This window comes from Amycolatopsis aidingensis (assembly GCF_018885265.1).
In the GTDB taxonomy this organism is placed as follows: domain Bacteria; phylum Actinomycetota; class Actinomycetes; order Mycobacteriales; family Pseudonocardiaceae; genus Amycolatopsis; species Amycolatopsis aidingensis.
On sequence record NZ_CP076538.1, the window covers coordinates 6,154,869 to 6,170,986 of the forward strand.

The following is a 16,118-nucleotide window of genomic DNA, read 5'->3' on the forward strand; positions in this document are numbered from 1 at the left end:
ACGACAGCGCCTCGATCACCGTTCTTGGATGGCTTGAATGAACCGCACCGCAGCTACCCTCAGCACAGCTCAGCAGGCCTGGATCTCGGCGCTCGCCGCCGCGGGCACGCTGCTGTTGATCATCGCGCTCGGCGTACTCGGCTGAGCGAACCGGAGCCGCACCGCGGCCGTATGCGGCCGCGGTGTTTCCGGTCAACCCACCGGATTGGCGCGAAACCCCGGGACCATGATCGAGATAGTCCGCTACCAGGCGATTTCGTAGCCACTCGACAGTGATCAACAGATACTAAGAGTAGCTAGGCCGGGGCAAACTTGCCGCTTCCGAGGTGTTCCTCGATACCCTGGTCAGGTGACCTCGGGCATTGGGCGCACGCTACGGCAGATCCGTAACGCCCGCGGGAAGTCGCTCGCCGTGGTGGCCGGGCTGGCCGGCATCTCGCCGTCGTACCTGTCCCGGCTGGAGTCCGGTGAACGGGCGCTGGACCGCCGGTCGCTGATCGTCGCGCTGGCGAACGCGCTGGACGTGGCGCCCAGCGAGATCACCGGCACGACGGTGATCACTGCCGGTGAGCTGGACGAGGACAGGTCGCTGAACGAGGTTCGGCTGGCCCTGCTCTCGGTGAGCATGGAGGAGCCGCGCGGAACGGTGATCCCGCTCGCGGCGCTGACCGCGCGGGCCACCGAAGTGCTGATGGCGCAACGGGATTGCGACTACACCCTGGCCGGGACGAAGCTGCCGGCTTTGATCCGCGACCTGCACACCACCCTCGCGGCCGGCAGGGACGAGCGTGAGTTGCTGCGGCTGCTCGTGCTGACCCATGTGCAGGGCACGCAGGCCTGGCTGTGTGACATCGGTGCGAACCTCGACCTCGCCTGGCAGGCGGCCACGCTGGCAAGGCAGGCCGCGCAACGGCTGGACGAGCCGGTCTATAACGCGGTGAGCACCTTTGGCACGGCCTTCGGGCTGATCGGGGCGGGCGGATTCGACCTCGCCGCTCGCGCCCTCGGCGATACCGACCCCGGCACCGGGACGCCGGAGGGGATGCAGATGTCCGGGATGCTGGCCCTGACCTCCTCGCTGGTGTCCGCGGCCAGCGGGCAGCGCGCGAACAGGATCGCCGCGCTGGAAGAGGCACGGGACCTGGCCACGCGAACCGGTGAGGGCAACGCCATGTGGTTCGGTTTCGGACCGTCCAATGTGGGCGTGTGGCGGATGTCGGTGGCGCTGGAAGCCGGCGAGCACACCGAGGCCGCCAAGATCGCGGGCACCGTGGACCCGGACGCCCTGCCATCGCCCACCCGGAAGTCGGCCTACTACCGCGAGTACGGCCGGGCGCTGGCCCGGCTGCCGAAGCAGCGCGAGGCGGCGGTGCGGATGCTGCGCGAGGCCGAACGGATCGCGCCCGCACGCATCCACCGGCATCCGTTCATGCGCTCCGTCCTCGCCGAGTTGCTGGCCAGGGCCAAGCGCGACGCCACCGGCCGCGAGCTGCGCGGAATGGCCTACCGCTCCGGCCTGCACGTGTGAGCCACCCGGCTTCTAGGCCATCCGTGGGTGTTTCGCGGAGTTTGCCTCCCTGGCAAACATCCAGGTGAGACCCGAATCACCCTCGATGGAATGAACCGAAGAACCCCGGCCACCCAGCACGGACCGGCCACCCGATGAGGCGCAAGCACGCACCACCCGCAGAGTTCGCGGGCAGGCGCGCCAAGCCCGATGACCTGAGGTCCTGGAGCGTCCCCGACCGCAACATCCGTACCTGCTTCCACTGCCGGACCACCTACGCCACCGCGGCGGACGCGACCAGGTGCGAGCAGGTGCACGAGGCAGCCGATGACCGGACCCGTAGCCACTGACGCTACTTACCCGAGGAGACAGCCGTGGCACACACCGACTCGTGGGAGCCCGAGCAGACCGGCCTGATCGGTTTCAACGCCGAGTTCGAACGTGCGCGAAGAGAACGCGAACACTGGTCCGCCGAGCAACGCAGGATCGAGGCCGAGCAACTGCTGGAGCAGATCTACCTCGCCCAGGCGTGGCACGGACCCGGCGACCCCCGCTGACGATCCGGGCCTTCTCGCCACCCTCAATTCTGGCGCCGCAAGGGCCAAACGGATGAACAAGCGGACAATTCTTTCCGGATCATGAATCGAGCTCCGCCGGGCATCGTCCCAGCGCAGCAGGCTGCTGAGCCGATCAGGCCAACCATTCTCATGTTCCACGGGAAACAATTCACACGCAGCACACACGACGAGGCCGCGTCTCCGACAAGGCCCGGACGCTTTCGCCGGGCCACGACCCACGCTAGACGTTGAAGCGGAACTCGACCACGTCGCCGTCGGCCATGACGTACTCCTTGCCCTCGATCCGGACCTTGCCGGATGCGCGGGCGGCGGCCATGGAGCCCTCGGCGACCAGGTCGTCGAAGGAGATCACCTCGGCCTTGATGAAGCCGCGCTCGAAGTCGGTGTGGATCACACCGGCGGCCTGGGGTGCCGTCGCGCCCTTGGGGATGGTCCAGGCGCGTGCTTCCTTCGGTCCCGCGGTCAGGTAGGTCTGCAGGCCAAGCGTGTGGAAGCCGGCGCGGGCCAGTGCGTACAGGCCGGGCTCGTGCTGGCCGACCGACTCCAGCAGCTCGCGGACCGACTCCTCGTCGTCCAGCTCCAGCAGCTCCGCCTCGACCTTGGCGTCCAGGAACACCGCGTCGGCCGGGGCGACCAGTTTGGCCAGCTCGGCGCGCTTGGCCTCGTCGGTGAGCACGCCCTCGTCCGCGTTGAACACGTACAGGAACGGCTTGATGGTGAGCAGGTTCAGTTCGCGCAGCGCGTCGATGTCCAGCTCCGCCTTGGCTGCGAACAGCGTGCGGCCCTCGTCCAGGATGGTCTTGGCGCGCTGGGCGTTCTCCAGCGCGGGACGGTTCTCCTTCTTGGTCCTGGCTTCCTTCTCCATCCGTGGCAGCGCCTTGTCCAGGGTCTGCAGGTCGGCGAGGATCAGCTCGGTGTTGATCGTCTCGATGTCCGACAGCGGGTCGATCGCACCGTCGACATGCACCACGTCCGGGTCGTCGAAGACCCGGATGACCTGACAGATCGCGTTCGCCTCGCGGATGTTGGCCAGGAACTTGTTGCCGAGCCCGGCGCCCTCGGACGCTCCCTTCACGATGCCCGCGATATCCACAAAGGACACCGTGGCCGGCACCACCTTCGCCGAGGAGAACAGTTCGGCGAGCGTGTCCAGCCGCGGATCGGGCAGCGGAACAACTCCGACGTTGGGCTCGATGGTGGCGAACGGGTAGTTCGCCGCAAGCGCCTCGTTCCGGGTCAGTGCGTTGAACAGGGTCGACTTGCCCACGTTGGGAAGGCCGACGATGCCGAGGGTCAGACTCACGACCCGGAAGTCTACGGGTAGGGCTGCCGACCCTACTCAGCCCTCGTCCTCGTCCTCTCCACCGTCGCCGCCGCCATAGCCGTCGCCCTCGTCGCCGCCGTCTTCCTGGCCGCCGTTCTCCTCCTGCTGGGTGCCACCGTCGTCGCCACCGTCACCGGTGTCGTTGCAGGCGGATGCGAAGCCGATCGCCCCCACCGCCGCGACGATCGCGCCGAACGTGCGTAGCCGCTTGCCCGCGGAAATGCTCATACCCGAAGCCTAGGGGACGAACCGGGCGGGCCGCAGGACGGCGACGTCGGATTCCCGCCAGTCGAGCCCGTGACCAGGTGGCAGGATCGAGGACATGCAATCCACGACGGCTCCGAGCCCGGCGCCCCCCGCCGAGGGCCGGGGCATCTGGCACGACACCGAGCGGTGCTACCGGGCGGTGATGTCCCGGGACGTCCGCTTCGACGGGCAGTTCATCACGGCGGTACGCACGACCGGTATCTACTGCCGCCCATCCTGCCCCGCGCTGACGCCGAAGGCACAGAACGTGCGGTTCTTCCCGACCTCGGCGGCGGCCCAGGCCAACGGGTTCCGGGCCTGCCGGCGCTGCCTGCCCGACGCGGTGCCCGGCTCACCGGAATGGAACGTGCGGGCCGATCTGGCGGCGCGGGCCATGCGGCTGATCGCGGACGGCACGGTGGACCGGGAGGGGGTCCCCGGCCTGGCACGCCGGCTGGGCTACTCGGAACGCCAGCTGGGCCGGGTGCTCACCGCCGAGCTCGGCGCCGGGCCGCTGGCGCTGGCCAGGGCGCACCGCGCACACTCGGCCCGGCTGCTGATCGAGATGTCCGAGCTGCCGCTCACCGATGTCGCGTTCGCCGCGGGGTTCACCAGCGTGCGGCAGTTCAACGAAACGATCCGCGAGGTGTTCGCGACCACCCCATCCCGGCTACGGGCGACGGCCACCGCGGCCCGCCGCAGGGCGGGTTCGACCTCGGCGGATCCGGCTCCCACCCGCGGCACCCGGCTGCACCTGCGGCTGCCGTTCCGCGCACCGTTCGAGGCCACGGGCATCCTGGCCTTCCTCGCCGCCCGCGCGATCCCCGGCGTCGAGCAGGCGGTCACCGACGAGGCGGGCACGGTGACCGGCTACGCCCGCGCCCTGCGGCTCGCGCACGGCAGCGGCAGCGCCCGGCTCACCCCGCAGGCCGACCACGTGCACTGCGAGCTGCGGCTCACCGACGTACGCGACCTTGGCAGCGCGGTCACCCGGGTACGCAGGCTGCTGGATCTGGACGCCGACCCGGACGCGGTGAACACCGTGCTCGGGGCCGATCCGGTGCTCGCCCCGCTGGTCGCGGCCGTACCGGGCGTCCGGGTTCCGGGCGCCGTGGACGGTGCCGAACTGGTGCTGCGCGCGATGCTCGGCCAGCAGGTCTCGGTCGCCGCGGCACGTACGGCCGCGGGCACGCTGGCCGCGGACCTCGGTGACCCGCTGCCGGTGGACACGGACGGCCCGGCCGTGCTGTTCCCCGCCCCGGACGTCGTCGCGGCGCATGCCGAGCGGATCCTGCGTGGCCCCCGGCGGCGGATCACCGCCATCCGGGAGGTGGCAGGCATGCTGGCCACCGGCGAGCTGGACGTGCACGTCGGCAGGGAGGCCGAGGAACTGCGCGCGGAACTGCTCGCCGCACCGGGCATCGGGCCGTGGACGGCGGACTACGTCCTGATGCGCGTACTCGGCACGCCGGACCTGCTGCTGACCGGAGACCTCGTGCTGCGCAGGGGCGCGCGGGCACTGGGGATCGACCCGGACCACCTCACCACCCGCGCACAGGCCTGGCGCCCATGGCGCTCGTACGCGGGTATGCATCTCTGGCGCGCGGGCGCCGACAACGCTCCGGAAGGATGATCATGAACATCGCACATTGGTCCACTATGGACACCCAGGTCGGACCGTTCACCGCGGTGGTCGCCTCGGACGGCGCCGTGCTGGCCTCCGGCTGGACCGCAGAGGTCGAACTGCTCACCGAGGCGATCGCACCCTCGTTGCGCCCGGCCGAGCTCCGGCGGCGCCGCGACCTCGGCGAGGTGAGCAGCGCGATCCGCCGTTACCACGCGGGCGAGTTCGACGCGGTGGACGGCATCGAGGTCCGGCAGCGGTCCGGGGAGTTCCGCGAGCATGCCTGGCAGGTGCTGCGGACGGTGCCCGCAGGCAAGCGGCTGAGCTACGCCGACTACGCCGACCTGCTCGGGCGCCCATCGGCGGTGCGGGCAGCCGCATCGGCCTGCGCCCGCAACGCCGCCGCCCTGTTCGTGCCCTGCCACCGGGTGCTGCGCACCGGCGGGGGCCTCGGCGGGTTCCGGTGGGGTGTGCAGGTCAAGCGCTGGCTGCTGGACCACGAGTCGCCCCGGTGACCGCCGGGCCGGTCAGCCGGTGAGTTCGAGGGTGGAGCCGGTGCGGGCCTTGCGCACCCGCAGGCGGGTCGGGATCCGCTGCCGCAGCTCCTCCACGTGCGACACCAGGCCGACGACCCGGCCACCGGCACGCAACTCGTCCAGCACGTCCATCACCACGTCCAGGGTCTCGGCGTCCAGCGTGCCGAAACCCTCGTCGACGAACAGCGTGTCCAGCAGGGCCCCACCGGTCTCGGCGGCAACCACATCGGCGAGGCCGAGCGCCAGCGCCAGCGAGGCGAGGAAGGACTCGCCGCCGGACAGGGTCTTCGCCGGGCGCACCGCCCCGGAGTAGTCGTCCAGCACGTCCAGTCCGAGGCCGCCACGCCGTCCCCAGGATCCGGCCGCGTCGGAATGCACGAAGGAGTACCGCCCCTGGCTCATCGTGCGCAGCCGCGCCGTGGCCGCCACCGCGACCTCCTCCAGCCGGGCGGCGAGTACATAGGACCGCAGGGACATCTTGCGGGCGTTCTGACCCCGGCCGTTGACCACATCGGTCAGCGCGTCCAGCTCGGCGAACTCCGCTTCGGCCGGGGCGAGCTCCGCCTGGGCCTCGGCGAACCGCCGGGCGAGCCGCTCCAGCGTGCCTGCTCGCTCGGTGGCGGCGCGGAGCGTGGCCACCGCGGCCTCGGCGGTGGTCCGGGTTTGCCGCGCGGACTCCTGCGCCGCATCGAGGTCCACCTCCTCGTCCGGGGAGATCCCGCCGAGCTCGGGCTCCGCAAGCACCGCCCGCGCCGCGGCCTCGGCGGCCTCCGCCTCGGACAGCCGCCGCTCCAGCTCGGCGATCGCCGAGTCCTCCCGCGCGGCCGCACGCGCCGCTTCGACCGTGGGGAAACCGGCCTGCCGCACGGCCGTGTCCACCGCGGCCTGCTGTTCCTCCAGCGCCTGCCGCGCGCTCTCCCTGCTCGCCCTGGCCTCGGCAAGCGCGTCCAGCGCCTCGACCACGGTCACCAGGTGCGCGCGCCGGGCGGCCACGTCGGCATGTTCCCCGCGCGCCGCATCCAGCCGCTGTGCGCGCTCTTGCACCCTGGCGGCAAGGGCCTGGCGCTCGGCCTGCGCGGAGGCGACCTCGCGCTCCGCATTCGCCCGCTGGGTGGTGAGGTCGGCCGACTCCTCCTCGGTGGCGGCCATCAGGTCTTCCAGCCGGGCCTTCTCCTCGGCCTGCCGGTGCAGCCGCGCCAGCTCGTCCCTGGTCTCGGCGAGCCTCGTGGCCAGTTCCTCCGCGGTCTGCCCTTCCAGCCGCCGCAGCGCGGCGTCCAGCGCGGTCTCGGCCTCCTGCCGCGCGCTCGCGGCGTGCTCCTTGCGCTGCCCGGCCAGCCGCTCGGCCTCCGCGGCCTCGCGTTCCGCGGCTTCCCCGACCAGGTCTCCTTCCGGGCCCGCCGGGGCCGGATGCTCGGCGGAACCGCACACCGGGCAGGATTCACCGTCCCGCAGCCCCGCGGCCAGCTCGGCCGCCATCCCGTTCAACCTGCGCTCGCGCAGGTCGAGCAGCTCGCTCCGGGCGGCCTGATATCGGTCCACGGCCTGCTGCTCGGCCGCGACCGCCTGCCGCGCCGCTTGCTCCAGCGCCGGTACCTCGCCCGCCTGCCGCAGCAGTTCGGACAGTTCGGTCTCGCGCAGCCGGACGCCGTCGATCCGCACCAGCGCCTCGGCCGCGGTGTCGCGCAACACCCGTAGCTCGCGCATGCGTTCCGGGAACCCGGCGAGCTTCTCGGTGATGGCCTCGGCCTGCGAGGCGGAGTGGGCCGCGGTGGCGGACAGCTCGGCCAGCCGGGCCTCGTCCGTGCGCTGCTGCTCGGCCTCGCCGAGCAGGGTGGACAGCTCACCCAGCTCCTCGCGCAGCTTCCCAGCCCGCTCGCGCAGCCGCGGCACCTCGGCCTCGGTGCCATCCACCCCGACGGCCTCGAGGTCGCGAACCCGGTCGGCCTCGGCCCGGACCGCCTGGTCCAGCCTGGTTGCCCGCCGCTCGGCCTCGGCCGCGACGCCGGTGACCGGCACCGCCCGGCGGGCGGCTGCCAGTTCCTCCCGCCACCGGGCGTGCTGCTGCGCCTGCTCGGCCAGCTCGGCGAGGTTGCGGTGCGCGGTGCGGACCCTGCGTACCCGTTCGGCCCGTTCCCGGCATTCGGTCAACCGCTGCTCGGCCTGATCCCTGGCCGAGCGGGCCACTCCTTCGGCCGCCTCGGCCTCGGTGACGGCCTGATCCGCACGCTGCCGGATCGCGGCGACCCAGTCCGCAGGGTCGCCGTCCTCCGGTGGTTCCTCCTGCGCCGTCTGTGCCAGCCGGGCCGTGCAGTCACGCACCGACTGCCGGAGTACCTCCAGCTCCTGGCGGCGCGCGGCGCGACGATCCCGGAACCAGCGTTCCACCCCGGCGAACCGTTGGGTGGCGAACAACCGCTCCAGCAGTTGCTCCCGCTCGGTGGTCTCGGCCCGCAGGAACCGCGCGAACTCACCCTGCGGCAGCAGCACCACCTGGAAGAACTGCTCGGCGCTCATCCCGAGCAGTCGCTGGACGGTGCGCGAGACCTCGTCGATCCGGGTGAGTCCCTCCACCGGCTGGTCTGGTGGGGGCCGGTCGATCCAGATGAGCGAGGCCTTGGCCTTCCTGGTGGTGGTGCCCCCGCCCCGGCGTTTGGGCGCCTCGTACTCGGGGCTGCGGGCGACCCGCAGCCGATGCCCCTGCACGGTCAGCTCCAGCACGACCTCGCTGGCGGCCTCCGGCGGCGCCAGATCGCACCGCAGGCGTTTCACCTGCCCGCGGGCACCGGGAACCCGGCCGAAAAGGGCGTACGCCACGGCGTCCAGCAGCGTGGTCTTGCCCGCGCCGGTGTCGCCATGCAGCAGGAACAGCCCGTCGGCGCCGAGCGCGTCGAAATCGACGACCTCCCGCCGCGGGTAGGGACCGAACGCCTCGACCTCGAGCCGGTGCAGTCTCATCGCAGCTCACCGTCCTGTTCCGGGTCGGCCTTTTCCGCCTGCTCGAGCGCCGCCGTGAGCAGCGCCGACTCCCGCTCGTTCGGCTCCGCGCCCCGGCAGTCCGCGAGGAAACCGCCGGTGATCTCCGCGTCCGACCGTCCGCGCACGGCCTCGGCGTACCGCAGCGGCTCGCTGCTGCCGCCCGCCGGCTGCCAGTCCAGATGCACCGCGTGCGGGAACCGCTCGCGCAGCCTGCGCATCGCGTCGAGCGGCCGGACCTGGTCGGTCAGCGTGACCGACAGGTAGCAACCGGTCAGCTCCGCGTACTCCGGGGCGGACAGCAGGTCCTCCAGGTCGCCTTCGGCGGTGGCGAGGCGCCGCGGGACAGGAAGCTCACGCCGCCACACCTCGGCCAGCCCATCGGCGTCGAGTTCGGCCAGCCACACGGACTTGCGGTGCGCCGCCTCGGAGAAGGAGTAGGCCAGCGGACTGCCGGAGTAGCGCAGATGCTCGGCCAGCCGCTGCGGGCCGTGCAGGTGGCCCAGCGCCACGTAGTCCACCCCGTCGAACACCGCGCCCGGAACCTGTTCCACCCCGCCGACCGAGATGGTCCGCTCCGAGTCACTGCCCTCGCCGCCGGTGACGAAGGCATGCGCGAGCACCACCGAACGGGTTCCCTGCGCCCGCCCCGCCAGGTCGGCACGGATCCGGCGCATGGCCTCGCCGAGCACCCCGGTGTGCCCGCGCGCCTCCGGCACTCCCAGGGCGTGCCGCGCCGGTTCCGGCTCCAGATAAGGAATCCCGTAGCAGGCGACCGGACCGTGCGCATCGTTCAACAGCACCGGCTCGTGCAACCCGGCCACCGAGGTGCACAGGTGCAGGCCGCCCGCGGCGGCGAACTCGCCGAACGCGCCGAGCCGGGCCGCGGAGTCGTGGTTGCCCGGGGTGATCACCAGGGTCGCGCCGGCCGCCCGCAACCTCGCCAGCGCGTTCGCCGCGACCCGGACCGCCTCGGCCGAGGGCACCGCGCGGTCGTAGACATCACCGGAGACGAGCACCACGTCCACCCGTTCCTCGGCGACGATGTCGGCGAGGCAACCGAGCACGGACTCCTGCTCAGCGAGCAGGTCGGCACCGTGGAACGTGCGTCCCACGTGCCAGTCCGAGGTGTGCAGCAGTCTCATCGCGGCCCAAGTTAGGACCAAACCGCGACAGGATGGCGCAGACACCCCGGCAAACGGGCGTGAACGCGCCGTTCACGCCCGAATAACGGCGCGAATGGTCACCTCGCTCCGCCATCGGCCGGGTTCACTCGAACGTGCGTTCGATGCCCGGGTACGCTCGGTTCTGTCGGTGGCGGGCGCCATCATGCACGGCGAGGGAAACGACACGAGGAGTCAGTGTCTTCGGCGACTTCGTCTTCGGCGACTTCGGAGGGAAGGAGGGCGGACCGGTGGGTTCGACGGTGCTCAGCACGGCGGCGGTGGTCGTAGCGCTGCTACTGGCCGGGGCGGTGGCCCTGCTGTGGCGGCTCTACACCGACAGCATGCGCAGGGCCGACGCGGCCGCCCGGCAGGTGGACGCCGAACGCTCCAGGGTGGACGAGCAGCAGGCGGCCCTGCGCCGTTACGAGGTCGCGTTCGCCTCCATCAGCGGGCGCGGTGAGCTCGGCGAGCAGGTACTGGTGGAGACCGCACGCGCACTCGGCCTGCGCGAGGGGCTGCACTTCACGGTGCAGACCGATGTCGCGGGCGGCGGCGCCGCCAAGCCCGACCTGGTGCTGCGGGTCGGCGGCGACCGCACGGTGCCGGTGGATGCCAAGGCGAGCATGGCGTGCTGGGCCGAGGCGGTGGAGACCGACGATGCCGAGGAACGCCTGGACGCGTTGCGGGTACACGTGCGCAACCTGCGTTCCCGGGCGGCCGAACTGGCAGGCAAGGGATATCAGCGCTGGGCCGACGCGATCTACGGCACGATCATGTTCGTGCCATCGGACGCGGCCGTGGTCGCGGCTCTGGACACCGATCCGGAACTACTGCGGTGGATGCTCGACCGCAGGGTGTTCCTCTGCGGCCCGACCGGGTTCGCGGTGATCGCCTCGGCCGCGCTCTTCGCGGCCAGCGAACGCACCCTGATCGAGGACGTGGAGCAGGTGCGGGGCCAGGCCGCGGCCGCACATCGCGCGGCGGGCAACGCGGTCGACGCGGTGAACCTCTCCAGCACGCACCTGCAACGGTTCCTGTCCGCACGCCGCCGCGAACTGGACGCGCTGGAGAGTTTCCGCGCGGCCGTCACCCCGCTGACCGACGCCGCGGCGAGCCCGTCCGCGGTGCCCACGATCCGGAAGGGAGACGAGATGGCAGCCAACTGAGACTCTGTTCCGGAACTGGCCTTTGCCTGCTCACGGCGAGCAGAAGAACTCGCCCACCCGTCTCCCACCACCACCCAAACCGAGGCGCTTCGCGCCGCTGTGCTCAGCGGCGAACAGCCCGCGGGCGGCGAGGCCGGGCGCAGCACCTGCGACGGTGACGATCGCGACCAGGTCCGAGCCCGGCCGAGCCGACCGCGTCCGCGAGTTTGGAACAGGCACTGACACCCCGTTCCGGAACTGCGCTTCGCCTGCTCACGGCGAGCAGAAGAACTCGCGCGGCGCAGCCCGCGGGCGGCGAGGCCGGGCGCAGCACCTGCGACGGTGACGATCGCGACCAGGTCCGAGCCCGGCCGAGCCGACCGCGTCCGCGAGTTTGGAACAGGCACTGACACCCCGTTCCTGGGCCAGGAGCCCCATCTCGGACCGTGTTCAGGACGTGACCCATATCACGCTGCCGGGTAGGAAAAATCGGACAGCTTGCAGAGGGTTAACGGATCCTGGACGGGTACCGGCTACGGTGACGGCTATGCACGAGTTCGCCAGTCGCGTGGGGCACGGTCACCGACGCGCGCTTCCGGAGGTTGCGCGGATTGAGTAGGGGCTGTTTCGGAACGCGCCGTCGACCCGTGCGCGGTGGTACGCGTACCCGGCCGGGTGCCGGCACCGCAGGGCCTGGGGGCCATCGCGGCGGACGGTCGTGGGGGCCGTCGCGCCGGTGCGCACCCGCGTGGCCAGGTGACCTCGTCCGTGCGGGCCGCGAATCAGGTGTTCGTTCGTGACCGCGACGCGGGATCGCCAGGACGACCGCGAGGCCGACGAGGGGCCGGTGCCCTGGGACGAGCGGCCCATCATCGGCGAACGCAGGGGTCTCCCGTGGTGGGCGGCGGTACTGCTGGCCTTCGGGCTCGCCGTACTGGGCGCGGTGATCAACCTCCAGGTCCAGGACGAACTCGGGCTGCTGTTCCAGGCCTGCTACTTCCTCGGCGCGGTGGGGGCGATCGCCGCGGTCCGCAGGCGGAACCTGTTCGGGCCGATGGTGCAGCCACCGCTGATCCTCGGCATCACCGTACCGGCGGTCGTGCTGTTCGCCTCCGGCCAGCCCTCCGGGAGCGACACCCTGGCCAAGGTGCTCGCCATCAGCACACCGCTGATCAACGGCTTCCCGACGATGGCGGTGACGACCGGGGTCACGCTGTTGATCGGCCTGTTCCGGATCTACCGGGAACGCGACCCCCATGCTCCGGTCAAGGCGCGGTCCGCGAGTAAGCGGAAGGAGACCGCGGCGCGGTCCACCGACAAGGCAGGCGCGGAGCGCAAGGGTGCGGCCGACCGGCAGGGTCAGCCGTCCAGGGACAAGCCATCCCGCGAGGCCGTGGGGCGGGAGAAGGCGGCCCGCGAACGCCCGGCCAAGGGCAAGCCGCCCCAGCGTGGGGAACGCAAACCGCCGCCGGAGGGCCGCCCCACGGAAGGCCGCCCGGCCGAGCCGCGCAGGCAGGGGCAGCCACAGCGGGGAAACCCGCCGAATCGCGGTGGAGGCCAGAAACCCGGTGCCGCTCCTGGACGTACGGGCGGCCCGTCCGGCGGGCGGGAGCCACGGGGTCCGGCGGATCCCGGCGCACCCGACCCCCGGCAACCACGGAAACCACGACAGCCGCGCGGCGACGGCCCGGACCGGCGCCGCGGGGGCCGGCCCGACGCTCCCCCAGGGGGTGGCGGGCGGCCACGACGAAATCCACCGCGCCCGGAGAACCCGCCGCAGGGCGGTCCGGACGCGCCCCGGCGGGGCGGACGCCCGGCACGGGGACGTCCATGGGACGAGGATCAGTCCTGAACCCGGCCACCTCCGGCCGGGCAGGGTCCCTTCGGGGCTGGGATCAGCGCACGCTGCTCGGCTTGGACTCCCCTGCCCCGCGCAGCTCGCGGGGCAGCGCGAAGGAGATCTTCTCGTTCGCCGTGGTGACCTCCTGGACATCGCCCCAGCCGCGTTCGGCCAGCCACTCCAGTAGTTCCATCACCAGCACATCCGGCACCGAGGCCCCGCTGGTCACCCCGACGGTCTGCACCCCTTCCAGCCAGGCCTCATCGACCTCGCGGGCGAAGTCGACCAACCGGGCCGAGGTGGCACCGGCCTGCAGGGCGACCTCGACCAGCCGCTTGGAGTTGGACGAGTTCTGCGAGCCGACGACCAGTACCAGGTCGCATTCCGCGGCCATCGCCTTGACCGCGACCTGACGGTTGGACGTGGCGTAGCAGATGTCCTCGCTCGGCGGGTCTGAGATGTTCGGGAACCGCTCACGAAGCTGGTCGACCCGCTCCATGGTCTCGTCCACGCTCAACGTGGTCTGGGAAAGCCACACCACCTTCGAGGGGTCCCGCACGGCGACCTTGTCCACATCAGCCGCGGTGTCCACGAGCTGCACATGCTCCGGCGCCTCACCGGAGGTGCCCTCGACCTCCTCGTGCCCCTCGTGCCCGATCAGCATGATGTCGTAGTCGTCGCGGGCGAACCGGTTGACCTCTTTGTGCACCTTGGTCACCAGCGGGCAGGTGGCGTCGATCGTGCGCAACCCACGCTCCTCGGCCTCGGCGTGCACGGCAGGCGAGACGCCATGCGCGGAGAAGACCACCAGCGCCCCCTCGGGTACCTCGGAGGTCTCCTCGACGAAGATCACGCCACGGTCACGCAGGGTGTCCACGACATGACGGTTGTGCACGATCTCCTTGCGGACGTACACCGGCGGCCCGTACAGCTCGAGGGCCTTCTCCACGGCGATCACCGCACGGTCCACCCCGGCGCAGTAACCACGGGGTTTGGCGAGCAGCACCCGCTTGCCGCCGCTCGCGGGGGCGTCGGCGCTGCCGCCGATCGACACGCTGGTGGCGGGCTCGATTCCGGGACTCGCTCCACTCATGGCACCCAGGGTACGGGCATACCCGGTGTGCGTTGGGTCACTCACCGCGAGATCCCGGCGCACGCATCCAGGCCGGTCGGTTGGGCCGCGGGGGCCGGGTGCGGCAGGCTAGGGGTATGAAGCCACTCCCGTTCCCGCTGCGGGTCGCCGCGGGCCTCGCCGTCACCACCGCCGAGCGGGTCCGCGAGCTACCGAAACAGGTTCTCGGTTGCCCGGTGACCGTCGCCAGCCAGGTGCTGCAGGCGTCCATGCGGGTTCAGCAGCACATCACGGAGCTGGCCATCAAGGGCGACGACGCGCTGTCCGCGCTCCGCCCGGTCGAGGAGACGCCCAGCTGGGCCACCTTCGACGAGGACATCACGGAGGCCGAAGAGGGAACCGGCCCTGCCGTGGCTACCGCGGACGACGCGGGCACGATCGAGGACCTCGCGCCGCCGGAGCAGCCGCGGCACAACGGTCACCGCCCGGACGTCCCGCTGGGTGAGGGCGCCCCGGCCGCGGGTGAGGACCCCTGGGCCGACGAGGAACGCGCCCTGGCCGCGGAGCACGCCGACGGCGAGTTCGACAGCGCGCCAAGGGACACCCCCGCCGCCCCGGCCGGGCTGGCCGACTACGACCAGCTCACCCTGCCGCAGGTGCGTGCCCGGCTCCGCCAGTTCTCCCTGGACCAGCTGGAGGAACTGCTCGCCTACGAGCGGGCGCACGCCGACCGGGCCTCGTTCGTCGGCATGCTGGCCAGGCGCATCGGCAACGTCCGCAGGGAGCGGGAAGCAGGCGAAGGCGACGCACCCGGGGACCCGACCGACCGGTGAGCGAAGCGACCTCTCCCGGCTCCTCCGCCAACGCGAGCACCAGCGCCGAGCACCCCTGGCCGGTCCGCACGGTGGCCCGCAAGATCGCGGACTGGATCCACCGGCTCGGCGCGGTATGGGTGGAGGGCCAGGTCACCCAGGTCTCCGCCCGCTCGGGCAACCAGACCGCCTTCCTCACCCTGCGCGACCCCTCCGCCGACGTCTCGATGACCGTCACCTGCCCGATCCGGCTGCTGCGCTCCATCGACCCGCCACCGCGCGAGGGCGCCAGCGTGGTGCTGCACGCCAAGCCGACCTTCTTCCTCGGCCGTGGCACGCTGAGCCTGCGGGCGAACGAGATCCGCGCCGTCGGCATCGGCGAGCTGCTGGCCAGGATCGAGCGCCTGCGCAAGCTGCTGGCCGCGGAGGGGCTGTTCGCGGCCGAGCGCAAACGCAAACTGCCCTTCCTGCCCCGCGGGATCGGGCTGATCACCGGCCGCGCCTCGGCGGCCGAGCGCGATGTGCTGGTCAACGTGCAGGCACGCTGGCCTGCGGCAGCGATCACCGTGGTCAACACCGCTGTGCAGGGGGCACACGCCGTACCGCAGATCCGCACCGCACTGTCCACTCTGGACGCCGACCCGGGCATCGACGTGATCGTGATCGCCCGCGGCGGCGGGAGCGTGGAGGATCTGCTGCCGTTCTCCGACGAGGCGCTGTGCCGCGCCGTCGCCGCCGCGGGCACCCCTGTGGTCAGCGCGATCGGCCACGAGCCGGACACCCCGCTGCTCGATCATGTCGCCGACCTGCGCTGTTCCACCCCGACCGACGCCGGCAAGCGGATCGTGCCGGACGTCAAGGAGGAGTCCGAGCGCGTCCGCCAGCTGCGCGACCGGGCCCGGCGCGCGCTGCACGGCTGGGTGGACACCCAGGCCCGGCTGCTGGAGCAGCTGCGCAGCAGGCCTGCACTCGCCGATCCACTCGGTCCGATCCAGCGACGCGCCGACGAGGTCGCCTTACACGCCGAACGCGGCCGCCGTGCCATGCTCGGCAAGCTCGGCAACGAGCAGACCGCGCTGGCGGCGGTCCGCGACCGGCTCACCTCGCTCGGCCCCTCCGCGACGCTGGCCCGCGGCTACGCGGTCGTGCAGTACTCCGACGAGTCAGGCAACCTTCGGGTGCTCCGGTCAGTCTCTGAAGTAGCGGCCGGAACACCACTGCGGGTCAGGGTCGCCGACGGCGTCACACACGCCACCGTCACGGATGGGTACGAGGAAGGGACGTAGCAGTGCAGT

Annotated in this window: 14 protein-coding genes; 9 read left to right on the forward strand and 5 right to left on the reverse strand. The window is 71.9% G+C overall.

What is annotated here, in order from left to right; translation table 11 throughout:
* Window positions 1-349: 349 nt before the first annotated feature.
* The 3 genes from KOI47_RS28015 to KOI47_RS28025 all read left to right on the forward strand — a co-directional run bounded on the left by KOI47_RS28015 (window position 350) and on the right by KOI47_RS28025 (window position 2,064).
* Complete coding sequence (locus KOI47_RS28015) at window positions 350-1,528, forward strand: helix-turn-helix domain-containing protein (protein ID WP_232376305.1); 1,179 nt, start codon at window positions 350-352, stop codon at window positions 1,526-1,528.
* A 134-nt stretch (window positions 1,529-1,662) separates the two neighbouring features.
* Window positions 1,663-1,857: a hypothetical protein gene (locus KOI47_RS28020; RefSeq protein ID WP_216209472.1), complete on the forward strand. Its 195-nt coding sequence runs from the start codon at window positions 1,663-1,665 to the stop codon at window positions 1,855-1,857.
* A 24-nt stretch (window positions 1,858-1,881) separates the two neighbouring features.
* Window positions 1,882-2,064 carry a hypothetical protein gene (locus KOI47_RS28025; protein ID WP_216209474.1) on the forward strand — a complete coding sequence of 61 codons (183 nt, stop codon included), beginning with the start codon at window positions 1,882-1,884 and terminating at the stop codon, window positions 2,062-2,064.
* Between the two features lie 241 nt (window positions 2,065-2,305).
* Here the strand turns inward: KOI47_RS28025 and ychF are convergent, their stop codons facing one another.
* Together ychF and KOI47_RS28035 are read right to left on the reverse strand one after the other, a co-directional pair.
* Entirely contained in the window at window positions 2,306-3,388 is a 1,083-nt protein-coding gene (gene ychF / locus KOI47_RS28030) for a redox-regulated ATPase YchF (protein ID WP_216209476.1), read from the reverse strand.
* 36 nt (window positions 3,389-3,424) lie between these two features.
* Complete coding sequence (locus tag KOI47_RS28035) at window positions 3,425-3,637, reverse strand: hypothetical protein (RefSeq protein WP_216209477.1); 213 nt, start codon at window positions 3,635-3,637, stop codon at window positions 3,425-3,427.
* 94 nt (window positions 3,638-3,731) lie between these two features.
* Here KOI47_RS28035 and KOI47_RS28040 point away from each other — a divergent pair, with 94 nt between their 5' ends.
* Both KOI47_RS28040 and KOI47_RS28045 read left to right on the forward strand, forming a co-directional pair.
* Entirely contained in the window at window positions 3,732-5,288 is a 1,557-nt protein-coding gene (locus KOI47_RS28040) for an AlkA N-terminal domain-containing protein (RefSeq protein WP_269756665.1), read from the forward strand.
* A 2-nt stretch (window positions 5,289-5,290) separates the two neighbouring features.
* Window positions 5,291-5,794, forward strand: a complete 504-nt coding sequence (locus KOI47_RS28045) for a methylated-DNA--[protein]-cysteine S-methyltransferase (protein ID WP_216209479.1) — start codon at window positions 5,291-5,293, stop codon at window positions 5,792-5,794.
* Between the two features lie 12 nt (window positions 5,795-5,806).
* Here the strand turns inward: KOI47_RS28045 and KOI47_RS28050 are convergent, their stop codons facing one another.
* Together KOI47_RS28050 and KOI47_RS28055 are read right to left on the reverse strand one after the other, a co-directional pair.
* On the reverse strand, window positions 5,807-8,770 hold the full coding sequence (locus KOI47_RS28050) for an AAA family ATPase (protein WP_216209481.1): 2,964 nt from the start codon (window positions 8,768-8,770) through the stop codon (window positions 5,807-5,809).
* On the reverse strand, window positions 8,767-9,933 hold the full coding sequence (locus KOI47_RS28055) for an exonuclease SbcCD subunit D (protein ID WP_216209483.1): 1,167 nt from the start codon (window positions 9,931-9,933) through the stop codon (window positions 8,767-8,769). The genes KOI47_RS28050 and KOI47_RS28055 overlap by 4 nt, the downstream gene beginning before the upstream one ends.
* Before the next feature lie 269 nt (window positions 9,934-10,202).
* On the opposite strand from KOI47_RS28055, the gene rmuC reads away from it, so the two are divergent.
* Both rmuC and KOI47_RS28065 read left to right on the forward strand, forming a co-directional pair.
* On the forward strand, window positions 10,203-11,120 hold the full coding sequence (rmuC, locus tag KOI47_RS28060) for a DNA recombination protein RmuC (RefSeq protein ID WP_216209485.1): 918 nt from the start codon (window positions 10,203-10,205) through the stop codon (window positions 11,118-11,120).
* 775 nt (window positions 11,121-11,895) lie between these two features.
* Window positions 11,896-12,951, forward strand: coding sequence for a DUF6542 domain-containing protein (locus KOI47_RS28065; protein WP_216209487.1), 1,056 nt, complete (start codon window positions 11,896-11,898; stop codon window positions 12,949-12,951).
* A gap of 43 nt (window positions 12,952-12,994) precedes the next feature.
* On the opposite strand, the gene KOI47_RS28070 is transcribed toward KOI47_RS28065, so the two are convergent.
* Window positions 12,995-14,032 (reverse strand): 4-hydroxy-3-methylbut-2-enyl diphosphate reductase, encoded by a 1,038-nt coding sequence (locus tag KOI47_RS28070; protein ID WP_216209490.1) that lies wholly within the window; start codon window positions 14,030-14,032, stop codon window positions 12,995-12,997.
* Window positions 14,033-14,148: 116 nt separating this feature from the next.
* On the opposite strand from KOI47_RS28070, the gene KOI47_RS28075 reads away from it, so the two are divergent.
* Together KOI47_RS28075 and xseA are read left to right on the forward strand one after the other, a co-directional pair.
* Complete coding sequence (locus KOI47_RS28075) at window positions 14,149-14,844, forward strand: lipid droplet-associated protein (protein ID WP_216209491.1); 696 nt, start codon at window positions 14,149-14,151, stop codon at window positions 14,842-14,844.
* Window positions 14,841-16,109 carry an exodeoxyribonuclease VII large subunit gene (gene xseA / locus KOI47_RS28080; RefSeq protein ID WP_216209493.1) on the forward strand — a complete coding sequence of 423 codons (1,269 nt, stop codon included), beginning with the start codon at window positions 14,841-14,843 and terminating at the stop codon, window positions 16,107-16,109. The genes KOI47_RS28075 and xseA overlap by 4 nt, the downstream gene beginning before the upstream one ends.
* Window positions 16,110-16,118: the final 9 nt, after the last annotated feature.

What these genes read in the sequence shown, in the direction of transcription:
- KOI47_RS28020 (WP_216209472.1), top strand. Translation starts at nt 1,663, where the DNA reads ATGAGGCGCAAGCACGCACCACCCGCAGAGTTCGCGGGCAGGCGCGCC.
- KOI47_RS28035 (WP_216209477.1), bottom strand. Translation starts at nt 3,637, where the DNA reads ATGAGCATTTCCGCGGGCAAGCGGCTACGCACGTTCGGCGCGATCGTC.
- KOI47_RS28040 (WP_269756665.1), top strand. Translation starts at nt 3,732, where the DNA reads ATGCAATCCACGACGGCTCCGAGCCCGGCGCCCCCCGCCGAGGGCCGG.
- KOI47_RS28045 (WP_216209479.1), top strand. Translation starts at nt 5,291, where the DNA reads ATGAACATCGCACATTGGTCCACTATGGACACCCAGGTCGGACCGTTC.
- KOI47_RS28050 (WP_216209481.1), bottom strand. Translation starts at nt 8,770, where the DNA reads ATGAGACTGCACCGGCTCGAGGTCGAGGCGTTCGGTCCCTACCCGCGG.
- KOI47_RS28055 (WP_216209483.1), bottom strand. Translation starts at nt 9,933, where the DNA reads ATGAGACTGCTGCACACCTCGGACTGGCACGTGGGACGCACGTTCCAC.
- KOI47_RS28070 (WP_216209490.1), bottom strand. Translation starts at nt 14,032, where the DNA reads ATGAGTGGAGCGAGTCCCGGAATCGAGCCCGCCACCAGCGTGTCGATC.
- KOI47_RS28075 (WP_216209491.1), top strand. Translation starts at nt 14,149, where the DNA reads ATGAAGCCACTCCCGTTCCCGCTGCGGGTCGCCGCGGGCCTCGCCGTC.